We start from the raw sequence: 19,381 nt of genomic DNA, 5'->3' as shown, positions 1-19,381 counted from the left end.
GCTAGCCTTTGATCGCGTGCACATCCGCCGCATCGGCATTGGCGCCTGCCCGCGCCCAGCCATGCTCGGAACCCACCATGAACCCTGTGACCCCGTATTGCGCCGCGCGCGATTGCGCCTGTGCGCCATTGGCGACAAAGGTCATGTAGTGCTTGCCATGGGCGCGACAGGCCGCGCCGACGCTGGCAAAGGCCCGGGCCAGATCGTCCGATGTCTGATCGCGGTGCCCATAACCCACCGAGAGATCCGCCGGCCCCAGAAAGAGCCCGTCGATCCCTTCCACGGCAGCAATTGCGTCCGCCGCCTCAACGCCCGCAGGCTCCTCGATCTGGGCCAGAACAATTGTCTCGGCGCTGGCATCCAGCAGATCGGGCATCGCGCGCGTGGCGTAATCAGCCCAACGGGTGGACCCGGCATACCCCCGTCCGTGCAGGCCAAAGCGCGCAGAACGGGCCAGCGCCTCGGCCTTCTCGACCGTATCGATATGCGGCGCGATGATCCCCGCCGCACCATAGTCGAGAGCCTGCAAGACCTCGCGGGGTGACCCATCACCGGGCCGCACGAGGATCGGGAAGTCCAACGCCCGACCAATGGCGATACACGCGTCGAGCGCCGCACGATCAAAAGGCGCATGTTCAGCATCCAGACACAGGCAATCCAGATCGGATTGCGCGAGCACTTCCACCAGCTGATAGGCGGGCGTCTTCAAAAACGTGCCCGCAATCGGCGCGCCGGACAACATCTTGCTGCGAAATTCCCTGATTGACATGGCGTCCTCCCGTGATGTCCGATGCCCGTCCCTGCCTGCCATGCCCCCGCGCCATGGACAAGCCCGCTGCGACCGCTACCCTGATTTTCATGGCACTCGAATTTACAGAACGCGGCATCTATTGCCCCGCCGGAGATTTCTACATCGACCCGTGGCGCCCGGTGGACCGGGCATTGATCACCCATGGTCACGCCGATCACGCGCGGCCGGGCCATGGCCGATACCTCTGCACCGCAGCCGCCGCCCCGGTAATCCGCCACAGACTGGGCGAGATCGTTCTGGAGACCATCGCCTATGATGAGGTGCTCCGGATCGGCCGCGCAAATGTCAGCTTTCATCCGGCCGGGCATGTGCCGGGCTCGGCACAAATTCGGGTTGAGGTCAGTGGCGAGGTTTGGGTTGTCTCCGGCGATTACAAGTTGCAGGACGATGGCCTGTCTGAACCGTTCGAGCCCGTGCGCTGCCATCATTTCGTGACGGAATGCACCTTTGGTTTGCCGGTCTTCAAATGGGCGCCGCAAGCGGAGGTCATGCAGGACATCAACGCGTGGTGGGCGCGCAATGCCGCCGCCGGACGCGTCGCAATGATCGGGGCCTATGGTCTGGGCAAGGCGCAACGGGTGCTGGCCAATCTCGACACAGACATTGGCCCGATCCTGACCCATGGCGCCGTTGAGGGCACAAACGCGGTTCTGCGCGCGCAGGGCTACACGCTTCCGGAAACGGTGCATGTCACGGCAGAGACGAACCGCAAGGAATATCCCGGCGCGTTGGTCATCGCGCCGCCATCGGCCCTTGGCTCGGCATGGGCACGCAAGTTTGGGCCTCACGAGACGGGCTTTGCCTCTGGATGGATGCGCATGCGCGGCGTGCGACGCAGGCGCGCGATGGACCGGGGTTTTGTCATGTCAGACCATGTCGACTGGCCCGACCTACTCCGTGCTGTCAAAGAGACCGGCGCAGAAAACATATATCCGACGCATGGTTACACCGATATCTTCGCGCGATACCTCAATGATCAGGGATACAATGCACGCGTTGTGCCAACGGAATTTGGCACCGAGGCCGACCCTGATGAACCCTCCGATGCGGCGTGAACGGGAGCGGCCCCCCATCCAACACCAGGCGAGTATCACCAGACAGGGTCAGAAACATGGCAGCCCGCGCAGGGCGAGCTGCCGTAGCAAGTTCAGGCTTTAGACTTACGACGCGTGAGCGCGACGGCACCCAGCCCTGTCAGGAGCAACATCCCTCCCGCCGGAAGCGGTACAGGCGCAGTCACAGCCATCGTGTTAATGTTGTCCAGCTCAAAGCCAACCTCGCCAAAGGCGCCAGAGGTGGCGGTTGAAAATGTCAGACTCGACAGGCCCACGAAGCCGCTCAGCGTGAAATTCTGATGCGCATTGGTCACCGCCAAATCATCCATGATGGATCCGCCAAGGGCGAAAGCGCCGGACACGTTCAGGATATCCGCCGTGCCACCCGTGCTCTCAGCCGCGGAAAGGGCAGAAACATCAAAAGCACCGCCGTCGATGCGGGTCATTGTCACGGAAACCGGCGAGCCGCCAGACGCGTAGAGCACATTGGTGCCATTGCCCACCTCACCCGGTGTGAGGCCGTCGTCAAGATCGCCTATGAGCCAACCAGAGGCTGTGAAATCAAAACGAAAGTCTCCAACGTCGATCGGGTCCCCGAAGTCGGTCGGCGTGACACCTTCAAAATCAATTATTCCGGCATGTGCACCGCCAGCGGCAAGACCCAGCGCAACGCTTAAAACGATAGGTAGTTTCATGGTATCATCCTTCACAATATACAAATGCAGGCTAGCCATGACATTTGTGCGGGTCAACGAAGTGTTAACCATTACATCCTCGACGGCAAACAATACCCGCCGGTTGTCCTGATTGTATCGACTAAAGACACAACAGCGGGGGCGTGCTTGCGGTCGCGCGGGGTAGGCTTGAGGAAGAAGTGATCTACTTTTCCATGGAGTGTTAACGATCGCCATAAACGTGGGCCAAGAGACCTTGGAGGGGTTGCACCATGAAAGACTTCGCTGCCCTCTTCACTGCGGTCGATCAGACCACCAAAACCACGCGCAAGGTCGATGCTCTGACGCAGTACCTCACGAATGCCCCTGAGCAGGACAGGCTCTGGTGCATCGCACTCTTCACGGGGCGGCGGCCCAAACGGGCCGTCACGACGACCCAATTGCGCGCATGGGCGGCGGAGCGCGCGGGCATCCCGCTGTGGCTCTTTGAGGAGGCCTACCCGATCGTGGGGGATCTGGCGGAAACAATTGCGCTCGTGCTGCCAGAGAACAGCCGCGAGACGGATCTCGGGCTCACCCATTGGATCGAAACCTTGCGGGCGCTGGCGCCACAGGACATTGATGCACGGCGCGCTGTCATCGAGGATGCCTGGGATCAGCTGGGGCCGGTGGAGAGGTTTTTGTTCAACAAGCTGATCACCGGCGGTTTTCGCATCGGGATCAGCCAGAAACTCATGACCCGCGCCCTCGCTCGCGCCCTTGAGCGCGAGGAGGCGGAAATGGCCCATCGTCTGATGGGCCAATGGTCGCCCGAGACCCATAGCTGGCACGATCTGACCGAGGCCGAAACGGGCGCAGACCTGTCGCGCCCCTACCCGTTCTACCTCGCCTATCAGCTCGATGACGCGCCGGAAGACCTCGGCCCTCCCAGTGATTGGCGCGCTGAATGGAAGTGGGACGGCATTCGCGGGCAAGTCATCCTGCGCGGCGGCAAACATTTCGTCTGGTCCCGCGGCGAAGAGCTGATGACGGACCGCTTTCCCGAGCTTGCCCGTCTGACCGATTTCCTGCCCTCGGGCACCGTGCTCGATGGCGAAATCCTGGCCTGGAATGCCGACGGCCCCATGCCCTTCAACGCGCTGCAAAAGCGGATCGGGCGCAAGACCGTTCCCAAGAAACTGCTCGCCGAGGCCCCTGTCGCGCTGGCCGCCTATGATCTTCTGGAACACGACGGGCAAGACCTGCGCGAGACGACTTTCTCCGAGAGGCGCGCGAAACTTGAAACGCTGGTCTCGGGGTTGCCACCCGACGCGCCCATTCATCTGCCCGCCCAGCTGAACTTTGAGACATGGGACGCCCTGCGCGAGACCCGCGCCACAGCCCGCGATCACATGGCCGAAGGTGTGATGCTCAAACGCGCGGACAGCCCCTATCTTTCGGGCCGCAAAAAGGGCGATTGGTGGAAGTGGAAGCTCGATCCGCTGACCATCGACGCGGTGATGATCTACGCGCAGCAAGGCCACGGGCGGCGCGCCAATCTCTTCACCGATTTCACCTTCGCCGTGCGCAAAGGCAATGAATTGGTGCCCTTCACCAAGGCCTACAGTGGGTTAACCGACAAGGAGTTCCGCGAGATCACGGCTTGGGTGAAGAAGAACACGCTGCAACGGTTTGGCCCGGTCCGGCAGGTCACGCCGCACCATGTGTTCGAGATTGCCTTCGAGGGCATCCACGCCTCGCCGCGCCACAAATCCGGCGTCGCCCTGCGCTTTCCCCGCATGTCGCGCTGGCGGCATGACAAGCCGATGGATCAAGCGAATACCTATGAGGATTTGCTGGCGATGCTGGAGACCTATGGGTGAAGTCCCTAAAAGCATGGACCAAACAACTTTCCCGAAGAGCCTTCACTCAAACATGAAAAAAACGTGGGCTCGCGCTATTCATCAAGGAGTTTACGATGACCTGTTCAAAAATCCTATATACTGCCATGTTCATCGTGGCAGGTTCATTTGCGTCCGCTTCGACGCTCATTGTTTCGGGCGATGCCAATATCGCAGATCCGGTCGACGCAGGAATTGCAGCCTTCAACGCAGACAACCAGACGTTTTTAACCAACATCCTCGGCAGTGGCACCAACGTCGCTATCAACGACGAATATACCTTTTTGGGTGCGGGTCGACTGAACGACTTTTACAATGGCCTCGGGGGCGTGACCTCATCCTTAACCGCGAATGCCACAATCGATGCAGGATTGCTGAGCGGACTTGACGTATTCGTTCAAACCGGCGCGAGCAATTCATTTGCGGCTTCTGAAGTCGCAGCACTGAGCACGTTTCTCGACGATGGCGGTACCGTCTTTCTCATGGGCGACAACGACGTTTGCTGTGCTTCTGATAACACGTTCCTCAATGGTCTGCTGACAGGTCTGGGTAGTTCTATCAGCATCGGCAGTGGGTCACTGGATACTGGATATACTGTAACCACGAACATTTCAGCGAATCCGCTGACGGCAGGCATGTCGAGCTTCACCTTGGGCGCGACAGCGAACGTCACCGGTGGTACGGCACTGATCGCGACCACAAACGGCACGACGTTTATCGCCAGTGAAGTGGTCACGGCCCCCGTGCCGCTGCCCGCATCGGCGCTGCTGCTGATTGGTGGCTTGGCCGGTCTGGGCGCAATGCGGCGCAAGCGCGGCTAAGCCAGACCTCCGAAGTTGTGCAAAACGCCCTGCCTCGTGCGGGGCGTTTTTTTATGATCTACCGGTTTGAAAGATCGAGTGGCGGGCTTTGAACGCGGCAATGGTTGCGCACAGAACTGTTCGGAGCCGCGAGTTACTCCTTCACAGTAAAGTTAACTAAGGGTAACCTCAGACAGAGACACGAAAGGATTATCTCATGAAACTCATTAATACTTTATGCGCAGCGGCGCTTTTGGCCGCAGGGTCAATGGCCTCCGCGTCAACGCTTGTCGTCGTCGGCGATACGAATATCGCCAATGCCACGGGTATCGGAGACGCGAACGAAAACGTTGGCAACCAAACGTTTTTTTCAAATCTGCTGGGGGCAGGCACAAATGTTGCCATCATTGGCGACAGTCCAGCCACCACTGGGGCGAGCGCCCTCGACGGTTTTTTTGACTCGCTGGGCGGTGTGACGTCGACGCTGTATTCAAGCGGTACGGCAATCACCGGCGCTCTGCTTGATTCTGTTGATCTCTTCGTCCAGATTTATGCAACCGATGCCTTTGCTGCATCCGAAGCAGCCGCTCTGGAAAGCTACCTTGATGGTGGCGGCACTGCGCTTCTTGCCGGGGAGTTCACGGATTTCAACACCGCCAATATCAACATCAATGGCCTGCTCGGCCAGATCGGCTCGTCATTGTCGATTGATGTCGATACCATCGACACAGGCTACAACACCACGACGAACATCTCGGCCGACCCTTTGATGGCTGGCGTCAGTAGCTTCACCTACGCGGCAACTTCGCGCGTCAGTGGCGGTACGGGCCTTGCCGGCACGGTGACGGGCAACCAGACGTTTATGGCGGTCGAGCGTGGCGTTGTTGTGGCCCCTGTGCCGCTGCCTGCTTCTGCGGTTCTGCTTTTGGCGGGTCTTGCCGGTCTCGGCGCGATGCGGCGCAAGCGCGGCTGATCCAGACATCAGACTGTCTGCAAAACGCCCTGCCTCGCGCGGGGCGTTTTCTTTTGTGCGAGGCCGGTCGCGTTGATTTACCCCATATGGGGGTTGAGGCCCACGGGCCTGCGCCTTACCTCTTGGCACAAGCAACACAGGACATCTCATGCTCAACCTGCCCTTCCCTGCCACTTCCCGCACTTTTGATGCACATGCCGGATCCGGTTCTGACAATCTCGGCGATTTGCCGGAATGGGATCTGACCGATCTCTACACAGGCGAGGATGCGCCCGAGCTCAAGCGCGATCTCGATTGGCTGGAAGAGGCCTGCGCCTCTTTTGCCAGCGACTACGAGGGCAAGCTGGGCGATCTGGATGCGGCAGGCCTGCTGGAATGTGTGCAGCGCAATGAGCGGATCAGCTCGATTGCCGGGCGGATCATGTCTTTCGCGGGTCTGCGCTACTACCAACTGACGACCGATGGCGAGCGGGCCAAGTTCATGTCGGACATGCAGGAGGCGATCACGAATTTCACCACGCCCTTGGTGTTCTTCACGTTGGAGCTCAACCGGCTGGAAGATGATCATCTCGATGGTTTGCTGAACCAGAACGCCGATCTCGCGCGTTACAAGCCCGTGTTTGACCGCATTCGCGCGATGAAGCCCTACCAGCTTTCTGACGAGTTGGAGAAGTTCCTGCACGATCTGGGCGTGGTGGGCGATGCCTGGGAGCGGCTCTTTGACGAGACCATCGCGGGCCTGAGCTTCACCGTCGCGGGCGAGGAGCGCAATATCGAAGGCACGCTGAACCTGCTCACCGAACAGGATCGTGAGACCCGCGAGGCCGCGACGCGCGAACTGGCCCGCGTCTTTGGCGAGAACATCAAGACCTTTGCGCGGGTGCACAATACGCAGGCCAAGGAAAAGGAAATTCTCGATCGCTGGCGCGGCATGCCGACCCCGCAATCGGGGCGGCACCTGTCGAACCATGTGGAACCCGAAGTCGTCGAGGCGCTGCGCAATGCGGTGGTCGAGGCCTATCCGCGCCTGTCGCACCGCTATTACGAGCTCAAGCGCAAGTGGCTGGGGCTCGAGCGCATGCAGGTCTGGGATCGCAACGCGCCCCTGCCCATGGAGGACACCCGCGTCGTCTCCTGGGATGATGCGCAAAAGACAGTGATGGAGGCCTATGCCGGGTTTGACCCCGAGATGGCGCGCATCGCCGAGCCGTTTTTCACCAAGGGCTGGATTGACGCGGGCGTGAAGCCCGGCAAGGCGCCCGGCGCTTTTGCCCATCCCACCGTCACGGATGTGCACCCCTATGTGATGCTCAACTACCTCGGCAAACCGCGCGATGTGATGACGCTGGCCCATGAGCTGGGCCACGGCGTGCACCAGGTGCTGGCCGCCGGCCAGGGCGAGATGCTGTCCTCGACGCCGCTCACGCTGGCCGAAACGGCCTCGGTCTTCGGCGAGATGCTGACCTTCCGCAAGATGCTGGAAGGCGCCAAGGATCAGGCCCAACGCAAGGTCATGCTCGCAGGCAAGGTCGAGGACATGATCAACACGGTCGTACGCCAGATCGCCTTCTATGATTTCGAGTGTAAGCTGCATGACGCCCGCCGGGGTGGCGAGCTCACGCCCGAGGATATCAACGCGCTGTGGATGTCCGTTCAGGCCGAGAGCCTCGGGCCGGCGTTTGACTTTGTGGAAGGATACGAGACCTTCTGGGCCTATATCCCGCATTTCGTGCATTCGCCGTTCTACGTCTATGCCTATGCCTTTGGCGACGGGCTCGTGAACGCGCTTTACGCGGTCTATGAGGAGAACCCCGAGGGCTTTCAGGAGAAGTATTTCGACATGCTCAAGGCGGGCGGATCGAAGCACCACAAGGACCTGCTCGCGCCCTTCGGTCTTGATGCCTCCGACCCGACCTTCTGGCACAAGGGTCTGGCGATGATCGAAGGCTTTATCGACGAATTGGAAGCGATGGACTAATCCCCGCTCCCCCGGCTGCGCGATCTCAGGACTTCGCGCAGCCCGGATATGCGTATAGGCTGGCGTCATGACATTGACGCAAAACACCTTTCCCCCTCGATCACAGCACCATGTGGCGCCGCGCTACTTCCTGATTGTGCTGGTTACCATCGCCATTTTTGCCCTTGAGGCGCTGATCTCTGGCCAGATGATGGACCGGGCGCTTGACGTGCCAGCCGATCTGTTGCGCCCGGGCGATGATTGGCTGGAAGCCGTCGGGCGGATGCGGTTTCTTGCGGCGTTCATGGTCTTTGGCTGCATCACGCTACTAGCCTCTTGCCTTCTCGTGATCCGCCTTGCGCGGCCCATGGCCTCGGCCACACGGCGCTGCGCGATTGCGGTCTGGCTGTTGGTCATCACGCTGGCCTTGATCCCAACCTTGACCAGCGGGCCGCAGGGCACGGGCGCGCTGGCCTATGGCAAGCTTGGTGCGCCACTCTTTGAGGCAGTGCTGGCGCGGGGCGGCGTGACGGGCTGCGTAACGGCCGCTGACAGCTTTCTCCTTGGCGCTTGCGGGGCCAATCCCGGCGTGGCGCTCTTTGGCGGGGTGATGGACATCGTGAACCTTCTTGCGGGGCTTTCCGTGGGCGCGCTGGTGGTGGGCATGATCCTCTGCCTCGATGCGCGCCGGTCTGACACGCCTGACGCCGCCGCGCGGAGGCTGGCGGGGAACCTGCGCGACATGCGTCACCAGCTTTACCTCTCAAGCCTCGTTCTGACCTTTGGGATGTTCTACGCGACCGCTTGGATGAATTGGCCCATGCCTTTGATCGCGGAGGCCGCGCAGGGCGCGTATGGATCGCTTGTGCGTGCCTCTGCGCTCTTCACAGGCGTCTATTTTACCCTGCTGATCCTCAGCTTCTACCTGCCCGTGGCGCTGATCCTGAACCTCCGCGTGCGACGCCTCGCAGAAGGCGCGCGCGGCCAGGACGCGCAGCCAGACGCCTTTGATCCTGAGGCCTGGATGGCGTCGCACAGCCTCAAGGAGGGCATGGGTGATCACCTGCGCGCGGGCTTTGCGCTCATCGCCCCGATCCTGACAGCCTTCGCGGGCGGGATCGTGCCCTTCCCGTTCTAGAACAGGTGCCGGCGGCGCCAGACATTGACACGAATCAGTTAATTGACCCACGATTGGGTGCCTTTTTGGTATGAGGATTGCATTATGAAATTCACAGCGTTGGGCATCTTGCCCCTCCTTTTGGCATCACCCGTCGCTGCCGCGACAGTCGATCTTGTCACGGACGGTGGCTTCGAAAGCGGCACAAGCGACAATTTCGACAGCGACTTTACCGAAGTTGCAAACTCACCTGGCCTTGCACAATTTGCCGTGACAACAGGTGCGTTTGGCGTGACGCCGCGCTCTGGCGATTACTTCATGGTCATCAACGGTGACAACAACCCCAACGTTGATTCAATCGCTTGGGAACAAGAGGTCACCGTTGCCTCCGGGACGGAGTACACGCTCGGTTTTTCAATTGCGGATTGGAGCGGCACATTCCCGGACGCCAATTTGTCCATTCGCATCGGCGGCGTAGAACTGCTTGACTACACAGTTGTTGCTCCTTCGGATACGTGGGTCGATGTCTCAACGACGTGGACGAGCACGTTGAGCGGTGTCTTGGACTTCCAATTCGTTGAGCTTTCTTCCGGCTTCGGCGGCAATGACTATACGTTGGATGATATTTCACTCACCTACGAGACAGACGTGACCGCCCCTATCCCGCTGCCCGCATCCGCCTTGCTTCTTTTCGCAGGGGCCCTCGGCCTGGCGGGATTAAAGAGACGCAGCCTCCGGTCATAAGTGTCACGGACAGCACGTCCGTCTGACAGAGACGAACGCAACCTGAGCGCGGCACGGTTTAGATAATCGCGCCGCGCACTTTTGCGGAGACCCATTCGCTCAGCACGACAGCGGCGAGGATCACGAGCAGGATCAGGCTCACCTGCGGCCAAGCCAAGACGTTGAGCGAGGCGGAGAGCTGCAAGCCAATCCCGCCTGCCCCCACGAGGCCCAATACGGTGCTCTCGCGGATGTTGATATCCCACCGGAAGACGGCAACACCGGCGAAAGCGGGCATGATCTGCGGCACGATCCCGTAGGCCATGACCTGCCACCGGCTGGCGCCCGTCGCTGTGATCGCTTCGACCTGCGTGGTGTCGATCTCCTCAATGGCCTCGTAAAGCAGCTTGGCGCAGAACCCGATGGAGCGGATCGCAATGGCGATGACCCCCGCAAAGACGCCCGGACCGATGATTGCGATGAGCAGCAGCGCCCAGATCAGCGAGTTGATCGAACGTGTCGAGACGATGATCAGAAGCGCGATGGGGCGCACGAACAGCGCAGAGGGCGTCGTGTTACGCGCCGCGAGAAACGCGACAGGTACCGCAAAGAACAACGCGATGATCGTGCCCAGCGTCGCGATGTTGAGCGTGTCCCAGATCGGGCGGCCCAGCTGCGTGATATATTCCCAGCGCGGCGGCGTGGCGCGGGTCCAGATGTCCTCCGCGATGCGCGGCGCGTCCCAGACGAAGAACCATGTGGTCGCGTCCGAGATGCGCTGCCAGCAAAACAGGAAGACCGCGACGCCCAGAAGCCAGCCGAACCAACGCACGAGGCTTTCGCGCGGGGTACGACGGCGCCATTCCTTTGCGCCATTTTGCTCAAGAACCGGCATTATTGAACCCTCGCCCGAATGATGCCCGAGAGATATTCCAGCGCCATGACGATCCCGATAATGAGAATCAAGATGGCCGCAGCGGTATCGTATTCGTAGCGGTCAAAAGCGGTATTGAGCGTGGCCCCAATGCCGCCCGCGCCCACGAGGCCGAGGATGGCGCTCTCGCGAAAATTGATGTCGATCCGGTACATGGACAGGCCCACCAGACGCGGCATGACCTGCGGCTGCACACCGTAGTTGATCCATTGCATCCAGCGCGCTCCAGAGGCCTTGATGGCCTCCGCTTGCACTTTATCCATCGCCTCAATATCTTCCGCCAAGAGCTTGGAAAGAAATCCAATTGTTGCGAAAGACAGCGTCAGGAATCCGGCCAGCGGGCCGAAGCCGAAGATCGCCACAAGCAGGATCGCAACGATGATTTCCTGCAACGCCCGGCTGATCGCGACGATGCCCCGACATACATAATAGACCGGCAGCGGCGCAATGTTGCGCGCCGCACCGAGGCCAATGGGGATCGAGATCAGGATGCCCACAACCGAGGCTGCGACGGTCATGACGATGCTTTCCCAAAGCCCGGCCCAGATATCGCTCGCGCGGGAGGTGAAATCCGGGCTGGTGAACGCCAGCACAAAGGCCGCGCCCCGCTCCAACCCGATATAGACCCGCGCCCAATCAACCTCGATCGTGCTCACGGCAGCGATCAGATAGGCGATGGAGCCAATGATCAGCGCCAGCCGCAGAGAGGCGTTCTTGATGAAAGGAGGCTTGCGCCAGGGCTTGCCCAGCCTGTCTTCGAGACGGATGTCGATGTCGCTCATTCTGCGGCCTCGATCTCTTCTTCGTCATCCACCTTTTCAATCGTGGCTTCCCAATCCTCCTCGCCGTAGATCTCGGTCAGCTTGTCAGGCGTGAGGCCGTTGGGACCGCCATCATAGACGATCTCGCCAAAGCGCAACCCGACGACGCGCGGGACAAACATCTGCGCCAGAGCGACGTCATGGATGTTGATGATCGCGGCCAGGCCACGCTCCTGACAGAGCTCGGTAATCAGGCGCATGATCTGGCGGGAGGTCTTGGGATCGAGCGAGGCTGTGGGCTCATCGACCAAGAGCAGCTTGGGGTTTTGAATAAGCGCGCGGCAGATGCCCACACGTTGGCGCTGGCCACCCGATAGCTCATCGGCGCGCTTGTCCGCCATATGCACGAGCCCCACGCGGTCCAGCAGGCGGAAGGCCTCATCCACATCCGATTGCGGATAGCGGCGCAGGAAAGACCGCCAGAAGCCCACATAACCCAAGCGACCCGAAAGGACGTTTTCCATCACGCTCAGGCGCTCAACAAGGGCGTATTCCTGAAAGATCATCCCCATCTCGCGGCGCGCGCGGCGCAGGGCGCCAGAGCCCAGCGTTGTCAGGTCTGTGTCACCCAGAACCACTGCCCCGCTGGTGGGTTCCACCAGACGGTTGATGCAGCGGATCATCGTGGACTTGCCCGCCCCCGAGGGCCCGATCAGTGCCAGAACCTGGCCTTTGGGCACCTCCAGATCAATCGCCTTGAGGGCTTGATCACCGGTTTTGTAGGTTTTGGTAAGCTTTTGAAGGCGCAGCATGAATAGCCCCTAATACGGCAAAACGGCAGGCCCGGTCCGGGCCTGCCTCAGGTTCAATGGAACAGCTTTATTCGCAGGCGTAGCTGACGCCGTTGGCCGCATCGATCTGACGGATCACAGCCCAGAACTCCTTGTAGTTCATCGGCAGGAACTGGCCCTCGTTGGATTTGGAGAATTCCTCTTCCAGCGATGTGCCTTCCCATGGGAAGTTGATGAACGCGTCCTTGATCTGCGCTTGCAGCTCCGGGGTCAGATTGTGCGCCGTGCCATAGCCCGTGGTCGGGAAGGTTTGCGACTTGTAGATCGAGATGACCTGATCTTCCGAGACCACATCGCGCGATGTCATCCGGTGCAGGACCGAGTTGGCGATGGCGGCGGCCGGATAGTCTTTATTGGCCACGCCCAGGATCGAGTTGTCATGCTTGCCGGAGAAGACGGGCTCGAAGTCCCGCTCGGCTTCCATGCCGTATTCTGCCTTCAGGATCGCGGAGGGCGCCTTGAAGCCGGAGTTGGACGTGGGCGAGGTGAAGGCCATCTGGCCGCCTTTGATGTCCTCGACGCTCTCGATGCCGGAGCCGGGATGGGTGATGATTTCCATCTCATAGCCAAAGCTGCCATCGGTCGCGGCCATCAGCGCGAAGGGGCGGAAGCCCGCGCAGTTCACGGCCAGCGGGTTGGAACCCGTGTTGAAGCCCGCAACATGCAGACGACCCGAGCGCATGGCTTCGATCTGGGCGGCATTGCTCTGGACGGGGAAGAAGACCACATCCTTGCCGGTTTTCTCGGACAAATGATCAATAAAGTCCGACCACGCCGCCGCGTAAACGGCAGGATCTTCCACAGGTGTGTAAGCAAAGATCAGCGTGTCGGGGTCCACCAACTCGCTGGGATCGGTGGGAATATCAGCCACGAGATCGCCATCGGCATCGCAGAAGCGCGCATCGAGATCGCCGCGCGGGCAATCCTCGGCGACCACGCTCGTGCCCACGGACATCATGGCAATAGCGGAGGCTCCGAAAAGCAGTTTGAGTTCGAGTTTCATTCTGGTCTCCCTGACGTTTCGCCCGTTTTCGGGCCGATGTTTTGGTGCATACGTGTGTCGTATGACGTTTTTTTAAAGCTGCGCATCATGCGCCGGGCGGTTGTGGCCAAGGCACAGACGCTGGTCGTTATGTCCCCGGATGATCTCCCACCACCTGAGTCGCTCCCAGCGTCAGGCTGTGGGCTTTCACCGGAAAAGACAATTATTTTGTTGCATAAAATTTCAAGCGGTGTGAGCCTCCGGATCACAGGCCAAGCCTTTGAGGTTTGCATGGAATTTCAACGGGACCGCAGTATTTGACCGCGCAGACATGCTTCAGGACCAAAGTGATTTGCCCTTATCAGCAAGGGTGCGGCACGGGTGTCGCCCTCCAAGCGTGCGAGGGGGCCGCATGAGCAAATCGGACGCGCAAGCCCAGCAGATTGCGGCCCTTCCTGTGCGCTGGGACAAGAAAGGGCGGCTGCGGGTCCTGATGGTGACTTCGCGCGACACGGGCCGCTGGGTCATGCCAAAGGGCTGGCTCATGGATGGCAAGAAGCCATGGCATGCCGCCAAGATCGAAGCGCTGGAAGAAGCCGGCGCCGTGGGGTTTGTCTCTGACCAGCCCATCGGAACCTATCATTACAAGAAACGGCTCAGTGACGGCAGCAAGCTGCGCTGCGAAGTGACCGTTTACCCCATGATCGTCGAAAAGCTCAAAAAACGCTGGAAAGAGCGCAAGCAGCGCAGGCGGCACTGGTTTTCCTTCAGCAAAGCGGCCAAGCTCGTCAATGAACGCGACTTGACAGACCTGCTCACCAAACTTGCCAAGAAGCCGGAAAAGCTCACGGTGTTCGAGGACGACACGCAGACCACATTCAGCCGCGCCTCATGAAGGCCGGACATCACAAGCCCGGACAAACCGGGTTCTTTTTTCAGTATCCAGGGAGGACAATATGAAAAAACTCACAATGACCGCCGCAGGCTCGATGATTGCCTTTGCCGCGTCCATGGGCGCTGCGCAGGCCGACAAGCTGACGTTTTACTGCTCGGCGCAGGAAGACTGGTGCCAGCTCATGGCGCGCAGCTTTGAGGACGCCACAGGCATCGACGTCAACATGACACGCAAATCCTCGGGCGAGACCTTCGCCCAGATCCGCGCCGAGAGCGCCAACCCCAAGGGCGATGTCTGGTGGGGCGGCACGGGCGATCCCCATCTGCAGGCAGCGGAAGAAGGCCTGACGATGGAATATCTCTCGCCCATGCGCGACCAGCTCCATGACTGGGCGATCAGCCAGGCGGAAAGCGCGGGCAACCGCACCATCGGCATCTATTCCGGCGCTTTGGGCTATGGCTACAACACTGAGCTTCTGGCGGCCAATAACCTGCCCGAGCCCAGCTGCTGGAAAGATCTGACGAAGCCCGAATACAAAGGCCACGTCCAGATGGCGAACCCCAATTCTTCGGGCACAGCCTACACCACGCTGGCCTCCATGGTGCAGATCTTTGGCGAGGATGACGGCTTTCAGTTCATGAAAGATCTGCACGCCAACATAAACCAATACACCAAGTCGGGCTCGGCCCCCATCAAGGCGGCGGGTCGTGGCGAGAACACGATCGGCATCGTCTTCATGCATGACGCGGTGAAACAGGCGGTCTCGGGCTTCCCCGTCAAGGTCGTGGCGCCTTGCGAAGGCACAGGCTACGAGATCGGGTCGATGTCGATCATCGATGGCGCGCGCAATGAAGAGGAAGCCAAGAAGTTCTACGATTGGGCCCTGTCCACGGAAGCGCAAAACCTTGCTCTGCAAGTCAACGCCTTCCAGGTGCCCTCCAACAAAGCGGCGGAAACATCGCCCTCTGCGCCTGACATGAGCACGATCAAGCTGATTGATTATGACTTCAAGAAGTACGGCTCCTCGGATGAGCGCAAGCGTCTGCTCCAGAAATGGGACGAAGACGTCTCGGTCCTGCCGCAGTAAGCGCCGCACGTAAGTGAACGATACAACATCAAAAAAGACCCCTCCGGTTTTGATCTTCTGGATCATTGCCGGGTGGGTCGGCTATGCCCTTCTGCCGTGGTATATGGTGGAGGATGGGCTGTGGTCCTTCGAATGGCTGTTTGACGGCTATCCCTTTGACGAAGACTACGCCCCTGCCCTCTTCCTTATCGCACAGGCTGAAAAGCTCTGGCTTGCGCCGCTCCTTGTGCCGCTGGTCTTGCCGCTTCTGGCGCTCAGGCGGCCGAAATCCGATCCGCTCTATGCGCGCCTCCTGATCCTATCGGGCGCGCTTGGCTTTGGCTGGCTCATGGCGCAGGGCTTTGGCATCGGCATTCGAGGCTACAATTTCGAGTGGCTGGAGGCGCTCTTCGGCGATCTGGGCGATCGGCAGTTTGGCATGGGCTACGGCGGGATGATCTGCGCCTCGGCCTTCCTGTTCCTGCTGACCCAAGGGATCGCTGCGCGCGGGGCGATCAATGGCGATATCTTTGTGGTCAGCGCCATCGGCGGGGTCATCGCGATCGTGACGATCTTCGTTTTCTTCCCCATCGCCAAGATGCTCTTTGCCGCCTTCGTCACCGAGGATGGCGCTTATTCGCTCTCCGTCTTTGCCTCGAAGTTTTTCGATGACAGGCTCTGGGGCCTGGGCTGTTTGTGGGGCGCGCGCTGTGGTGCGGCGTGGAATTCGCTGTTCCTCGCAGTGCTCGTGGGCCTGATCACAACTGTGCTGGGCTTGTGTTTCGCCCTCGTCGTGACCCGCTCCGGCTTTCGCTACAAACGCGCGATGCGCGCTCTCACGGTCCTGCCGATCATCACGCCGCCTTTCGTGATTGGCCTCGCGCTGATCCTGCTTTTCGGCCTCTCGGGCTCCGTCACGGTCTTTTTCGCCGAGCTCTTCGGCGTCCAGCCAACGCGCTGGCTCTACGGCATGCCCGGCGTGCTCATCGCGCAGACTCTGGCCTTTACCCCCATCGCCTTCCTCGTGCTCATTGGCGTGGTCGAAGGCGTCTCGCCCTCCATGGAGGAAGCCGCGCAAACCCTGCGCGCCAACAGGTGGCAGACCTTCCGCACGGTCTCCCTGCCGCTGATGCGCCCGGGTCTGGCCAATGCCTTCCTGCTGGGCTTCATCGAGAGCATGGCCGATTTCGGCAATCCGCTCGTGCTGGGCGGGAATTTCGACGTGCTCTCAACGGAGATCTTCTTCGCCATCGTCGGCGCGCAATATGACCAGAGCCGCGCGGCAGTGCTGGCCATGGTGCTGCTGTTTTTCACGCTGTCTGCGTTTTATGCCCAGCGCGCCTGGCTCGGCAAAAAGAGCTACACCACCGTCTCGGGCAAAGGCGATGCGGGCGTGCATCCGCTGATGCCCAACGGGCTGGCGATCCCGGTCCTCGCCATTGCCATCGCATGGGCGATTTTCACCGCCGTGGTTTATGGCATGATCATCTACGGCTCCATGGTCGAGCTCTGGGGCGTCAACAATTCGCTGACCTTCAAGCATTACATCACCGCCTTTTCTGTGCGTTTCGAGGAGGAAGGTATCCGTTGGACGGGTGCTGCATGGGATAGTTTCTGGACCACGATCACCATCGCCGCCATCGCCGCCCCGCTGACCGCCGCCGTGGGCCTCGTGACGGCCTATCTGCTGACGCGTCAGAGCTTTGCGGGTAAGAATTCCTTCGAATTTGGCACGATGCTGTCTTTCGCCATCCCCGGCACGGTCATCGGCGTGAGCTACATCCTCGCCTTCAACGTGCCGCCCATCGAGATCACCGGGACCGGCGCAATCCTTGTGGTGAGCTTTATCTTCCGCAACATGCCCGTAGGCGTGCGCGCGGGCATTGCCTCCATGAGCCAGCTCGACAAATCGCTGGACGAGTCCTCGCTGACGCTGGGCGCAAACTCATGGCAGACCTTCCGGCGCATCATCCTGCCGCTGCTGCGCCCGGCCATCCTCGCCGCTCTGGTCTACAGCTTCGTGCGCGCCATGACGGCGATCTCTGCGGTGATCTTCCTCGTCTCCGCCGAGTACGACATGGCCACGAGCTACATCATCGGACGCGTCGAGAATAACGACTATGGCCTCGCCATCGCTTATTCCACCACGCTGATCTTCGTCATGCTGGCCGTTGTGGGCGCCATGCAGCTTCTGGTCGGGCGCACGAAGATCGGCCGTCGCATGACGCAATCGCGCACCAATGTTTGAGGTAAGCCCAAGATGAGCATCCAATCCAAAGCCGCCCCGGTGCGCTTCGAGCAGGTCTCCAAACGCTTCGGCAAGGATGTCGTGGCAGTGGACACGATTGACCTGCACGTCGAGGCGGGCAAACTCGTGACGCTGCTGGGCCCCTCGGGCTGCGGCAAGACCACGACGCTGCGCATGATTGCCGGGCTGGAGATGGCCACTTCTGGCCGCATCCTGATCGGCGAGCGTGACGTGACCACCCTGCCCGCGACGGATCGTGACGTTTCAATGGTCTTCCAATCCTACGCGCTCTTTCCGCATATGAGCGTTCTGGAAAACGTGATGTATGGGCTGACCTTTTCGGGCTTTGGCAAGGACGAGGCCCGCGCGCGGGCGCTGCAGGGGCTCGATCTCGTGGGTCTCAAAGGATTCGACGCCCGCCTGCCCTCCGAGCTCTCAGGAGGGCAACAGCAACGCGTCGCCGTGGCCCGCGCGCTTGTGCTGGAGCCGCAGGTGTTGCTCTTTGACGAGCCTCTGTCGAACCTCGATGCCAAGCTGCGCCGTCAGGTGCGCGAGGATATCCGCGCCATCCAGCAGGACCTCGGCCTGACCGTTGTCTATGTGACCCACGATCAGGAAGAAGCGCTGGCCGTCTCCGACGAGATCGTCGTGATGCGCAACGCCGCCATCGCCCAGATCGGCACGCCGCGCCAACTCTATGACGCACCGATTGACCGCTTTGTGGCGGATTTCATCGGCGAGGCGAACCTCATCGATTGCCAGATCACGCAAGTCGACGGCGAGACGGCCACCATCGACATAGAAGGCCACACACACCAACTCCCCGCCCGCGATCTGCCCCCCGGGCCGGCGACGCTGGCCGTGCGCCCCTCGCGCGTTCTGATCGGTCAGGAGAGAGGCATTGATGCCGAGATTGCCAAGGCCACCTATGTGGGCGTGCGCATGGAATACACGCTCAAAGGCGCGTTCGGGCAGGTCTTTGCGGTGCAGGATGACGTGGACAATCCGCTGGAGCCGGGCACTGCCGTCAAGATGTCCTTCACTGAGCGCGGCCCGGTGCTCCTGCCCGGCGGCTAGGCCATGGCGTTCCTGATCGTCGTCTCGCATCCCGAGGTAATCGTCGATGCGGGCCTGCCCATCCCGGAGTGGGACCTGCGCCCCGAAGGCCGCGCCCGCGCCGCGCGCTTTGCCGAGAGCCCGGTGATGGCTGACGCGCGCCAGATCTGGTCCAGCGCGGAGCGCAAGGCTCTGACCACTGCCAAGATCCTCGCCGCGCGCCAAGGGCTCGACGTCGCCGTAGATCCGCGTCTCAGCGAGAATGACCGCAGCGCGACGGGCTTTCTTCCGCCTCCCGAGTTCGAAGCCGCTGCCGATCAATTCTTTGCCCGGCCCACCGAGAGCTTGCGCGGCTGGGAAACGGCTGTGGCCGCCCAGTCCCGCATTGTCAGCGCGCTGCACGACATTTTGGCGAGCCACAAAAGCACGGGCGATCTGGTGCTCTCAACCCATGGGGCCGTGGGCACGCTCTTGTGGTGCCACCTCTCAGACAGCCCGATTGACCGCTGCCACGATCAGCCCTCACAGGGCCATTACTGGCGCGCTGACCTCGAAACGCTGCGTCCGGAAAGCGGTTGGCGCAAAATGGCCTGATGCC

Annotated in this window: 18 protein-coding genes; 12 read left to right on the top strand and 6 right to left on the bottom strand. The window is 60.8% G+C overall.

The genetic code is table 11. From position 1 onward, the window contains the following. Window position 1: 1 nt before the first annotated feature. A complete protein-coding gene (locus tag ACP15S_RS04170) occupies window positions 2-769 on the bottom strand; it encodes an HpcH/HpaI aldolase family protein (protein WP_425038317.1) in 768 nt (255 codons plus the stop codon). An 89-nt stretch (window positions 770-858) separates the two neighbouring features. Between ACP15S_RS04170 and ACP15S_RS04165 the strand changes: the two genes are divergently transcribed. Further along, window positions 859-1,866, top strand: a complete 1,008-nt coding sequence (locus tag ACP15S_RS04165) for a ligase-associated DNA damage response exonuclease (protein ID WP_425038316.1) — start codon at window positions 859-861, stop codon at window positions 1,864-1,866. Window positions 1,867-1,958: 92 nt separating this feature from the next. Here the strand turns inward: ACP15S_RS04165 and ACP15S_RS04160 are convergent, their stop codons facing one another. Next, the gene (locus tag ACP15S_RS04160; protein WP_425038315.1) at window positions 1,959-2,561 is read right to left on the bottom strand and encodes a VPLPA-CTERM sorting domain-containing protein; all 603 of its coding nucleotides are present in this window, start codon (window positions 2,559-2,561) and stop codon (window positions 1,959-1,961) included. 251 nt (window positions 2,562-2,812) lie between these two features. Between ACP15S_RS04160 and ACP15S_RS04155 the strand changes: the two genes are divergently transcribed. The 6 genes from ACP15S_RS04155 to ACP15S_RS04130 all read left to right on the top strand — a co-directional run bounded on the left by ACP15S_RS04155 (window position 2,813) and on the right by ACP15S_RS04130 (window position 10,011). Further along, window positions 2,813-4,402, top strand: a complete 1,590-nt coding sequence (locus ACP15S_RS04155) for an ATP-dependent DNA ligase (RefSeq protein ID WP_425038314.1) — start codon at window positions 2,813-2,815, stop codon at window positions 4,400-4,402. 125 nt (window positions 4,403-4,527) lie between these two features. Continuing rightward, window positions 4,528-5,241: a VPLPA-CTERM sorting domain-containing protein gene (locus tag ACP15S_RS04150; RefSeq protein WP_425038313.1), complete on the top strand. Its 714-nt coding sequence runs from the start codon at window positions 4,528-4,530 to the stop codon at window positions 5,239-5,241. A gap of 196 nt (window positions 5,242-5,437) precedes the next feature. Continuing rightward, window positions 5,438-6,193, top strand: a complete 756-nt coding sequence (locus ACP15S_RS04145) for a VPLPA-CTERM sorting domain-containing protein (protein ID WP_425038312.1) — start codon at window positions 5,438-5,440, stop codon at window positions 6,191-6,193. Window positions 6,194-6,341: 148 nt separating this feature from the next. Continuing rightward, window positions 6,342-8,171, top strand: a complete 1,830-nt coding sequence (locus ACP15S_RS04140; protein WP_425038311.1) for a M3 family oligoendopeptidase — start codon at window positions 6,342-6,344, stop codon at window positions 8,169-8,171. A gap of 67 nt (window positions 8,172-8,238) precedes the next feature. Continuing rightward, window positions 8,239-9,288, top strand: coding sequence for a hypothetical protein (locus tag ACP15S_RS04135; RefSeq protein WP_425038310.1), 1,050 nt, complete (start codon window positions 8,239-8,241; stop codon window positions 9,286-9,288). 84 nt (window positions 9,289-9,372) lie between these two features. Continuing rightward, the gene (locus ACP15S_RS04130; RefSeq protein ID WP_425038309.1) at window positions 9,373-10,011 is read left to right on the top strand and encodes a VPLPA-CTERM sorting domain-containing protein; all 639 of its coding nucleotides are present in this window, start codon (window positions 9,373-9,375) and stop codon (window positions 10,009-10,011) included. 58 nt (window positions 10,012-10,069) lie between these two features. Here ACP15S_RS04130 and phnE (ACP15S_RS04125) read toward each other — a convergent pair whose 3' ends face one another. The 4 genes from phnE (ACP15S_RS04125) to phnD form a co-directional block, all read right to left on the bottom strand. Next, a complete protein-coding gene (gene phnE, locus ACP15S_RS04125; RefSeq protein WP_425038308.1) occupies window positions 10,070-10,885 on the bottom strand; it encodes a phosphonate ABC transporter, permease protein PhnE in 816 nt (271 codons plus the stop codon). Then, on the bottom strand, window positions 10,885-11,706 hold the full coding sequence (phnE, locus tag ACP15S_RS04120) for a phosphonate ABC transporter, permease protein PhnE (RefSeq protein ID WP_425038307.1): 822 nt from the start codon (window positions 11,704-11,706) through the stop codon (window positions 10,885-10,887). The genes phnE (ACP15S_RS04125) and phnE (ACP15S_RS04120) overlap by 1 nt, the downstream gene beginning before the upstream one ends. Next, window positions 11,703-12,497, bottom strand: coding sequence for a phosphonate ABC transporter ATP-binding protein (gene phnC / locus ACP15S_RS04115; RefSeq protein ID WP_425038306.1), 795 nt, complete (start codon window positions 12,495-12,497; stop codon window positions 11,703-11,705). Before phnC ends, phnE (ACP15S_RS04120) begins: the two co-directional genes overlap by 4 nt. 67 nt (window positions 12,498-12,564) lie before the next feature. Next, window positions 12,565-13,539: a phosphate/phosphite/phosphonate ABC transporter substrate-binding protein gene (gene phnD, locus ACP15S_RS04110; protein WP_425038305.1), complete on the bottom strand. Its 975-nt coding sequence runs from the start codon at window positions 13,537-13,539 to the stop codon at window positions 12,565-12,567. A gap of 391 nt (window positions 13,540-13,930) precedes the next feature. Between phnD and ACP15S_RS04105 the strand changes: the two genes are divergently transcribed. From ACP15S_RS04105 to ACP15S_RS04085, 5 genes are all read left to right on the top strand, one after another. Then, window positions 13,931-14,413 carry an NUDIX hydrolase gene (locus ACP15S_RS04105; protein WP_425038304.1) on the top strand — a complete coding sequence of 161 codons (483 nt, stop codon included), beginning with the start codon at window positions 13,931-13,933 and terminating at the stop codon, window positions 14,411-14,413. Window positions 14,414-14,474: 61 nt separating this feature from the next. Next, complete coding sequence (locus ACP15S_RS04100) at window positions 14,475-15,500, top strand: ABC transporter substrate-binding protein (RefSeq protein ID WP_425038303.1); 1,026 nt, start codon at window positions 14,475-14,477, stop codon at window positions 15,498-15,500. 13 nt (window positions 15,501-15,513) lie between these two features. Continuing rightward, a complete protein-coding gene (locus ACP15S_RS04095) occupies window positions 15,514-17,727 on the top strand; it encodes an ABC transporter permease (protein ID WP_425038302.1) in 2,214 nt (737 codons plus the stop codon). Window positions 17,728-17,739: 12 nt separating this feature from the next. Beyond that, the gene (locus tag ACP15S_RS04090) at window positions 17,740-18,804 is read left to right on the top strand and encodes an ABC transporter ATP-binding protein (RefSeq protein WP_425038301.1); all 1,065 of its coding nucleotides are present in this window, start codon (window positions 17,740-17,742) and stop codon (window positions 18,802-18,804) included. Between the two features lie 3 nt (window positions 18,805-18,807). Then, on the top strand, window positions 18,808-19,377 hold the full coding sequence (locus ACP15S_RS04085) for a histidine phosphatase family protein (RefSeq protein ID WP_425038300.1): 570 nt from the start codon (window positions 18,808-18,810) through the stop codon (window positions 19,375-19,377). Window positions 19,378-19,381 lie beyond the last annotated feature (4 nt).

The organism is Primorskyibacter sp. S187A (assembly GCF_049800955.1).
Classification (GTDB): domain Bacteria; phylum Pseudomonadota; class Alphaproteobacteria; order Rhodobacterales; family Rhodobacteraceae; genus JAKVBH01.
Note: the sequence above shows the minus strand (reverse complement) of the source record. Positions and strands in the feature narration are given on the sequence as shown.

What these genes read in the sequence shown, in the direction of transcription:
- phnE (WP_425038307.1), bottom strand. Translation starts at nt 11,706, where the DNA reads ATGAGCGACATCGACATCCGTCTCGAAGACAGGCTGGGCAAGCCCTGG.
- ACP15S_RS04145 (WP_425038312.1), top strand. Translation starts at nt 5,438, where the DNA reads ATGAAACTCATTAATACTTTATGCGCAGCGGCGCTTTTGGCCGCAGGG.
- phnE (WP_425038308.1), bottom strand. Translation starts at nt 10,885, where the DNA reads ATGCCGGTTCTTGAGCAAAATGGCGCAAAGGAATGGCGCCGTCGTACC.
- ACP15S_RS04100 (WP_425038303.1), top strand. Translation starts at nt 14,475, where the DNA reads ATGAAAAAACTCACAATGACCGCCGCAGGCTCGATGATTGCCTTTGCC.
- ACP15S_RS04140 (WP_425038311.1), top strand. Translation starts at nt 6,342, where the DNA reads ATGCTCAACCTGCCCTTCCCTGCCACTTCCCGCACTTTTGATGCACAT.
- ACP15S_RS04105 (WP_425038304.1), top strand. Translation starts at nt 13,931, where the DNA reads ATGAGCAAATCGGACGCGCAAGCCCAGCAGATTGCGGCCCTTCCTGTG.
- ACP15S_RS04150 (WP_425038313.1), top strand. Translation starts at nt 4,528, where the DNA reads ATGTTCATCGTGGCAGGTTCATTTGCGTCCGCTTCGACGCTCATTGTT.
- ACP15S_RS04130 (WP_425038309.1), top strand. Translation starts at nt 9,373, where the DNA reads ATGAAATTCACAGCGTTGGGCATCTTGCCCCTCCTTTTGGCATCACCC.
- ACP15S_RS04170 (WP_425038317.1), bottom strand. Translation starts at nt 769, where the DNA reads ATGTCAATCAGGGAATTTCGCAGCAAGATGTTGTCCGGCGCGCCGATT.
- ACP15S_RS04090 (WP_425038301.1), top strand. Translation starts at nt 17,740, where the DNA reads ATGAGCATCCAATCCAAAGCCGCCCCGGTGCGCTTCGAGCAGGTCTCC.
- ACP15S_RS04155 (WP_425038314.1), top strand. Translation starts at nt 2,813, where the DNA reads ATGAAAGACTTCGCTGCCCTCTTCACTGCGGTCGATCAGACCACCAAA.
- ACP15S_RS04165 (WP_425038316.1), top strand. Translation starts at nt 859, where the DNA reads ATGGCACTCGAATTTACAGAACGCGGCATCTATTGCCCCGCCGGAGAT.
- ACP15S_RS04085 (WP_425038300.1), top strand. Translation starts at nt 18,808, where the DNA reads ATGGCGTTCCTGATCGTCGTCTCGCATCCCGAGGTAATCGTCGATGCG.
- ACP15S_RS04160 (WP_425038315.1), bottom strand. Translation starts at nt 2,561, where the DNA reads ATGAAACTACCTATCGTTTTAAGCGTTGCGCTGGGTCTTGCCGCTGGC.
- ACP15S_RS04135 (WP_425038310.1), top strand. Translation starts at nt 8,239, where the DNA reads ATGACATTGACGCAAAACACCTTTCCCCCTCGATCACAGCACCATGTG.
- phnD (WP_425038305.1), bottom strand. Translation starts at nt 13,539, where the DNA reads ATGAAACTCGAACTCAAACTGCTTTTCGGAGCCTCCGCTATTGCCATG.
- phnC (WP_425038306.1), bottom strand. Translation starts at nt 12,497, where the DNA reads ATGCTGCGCCTTCAAAAGCTTACCAAAACCTACAAAACCGGTGATCAA.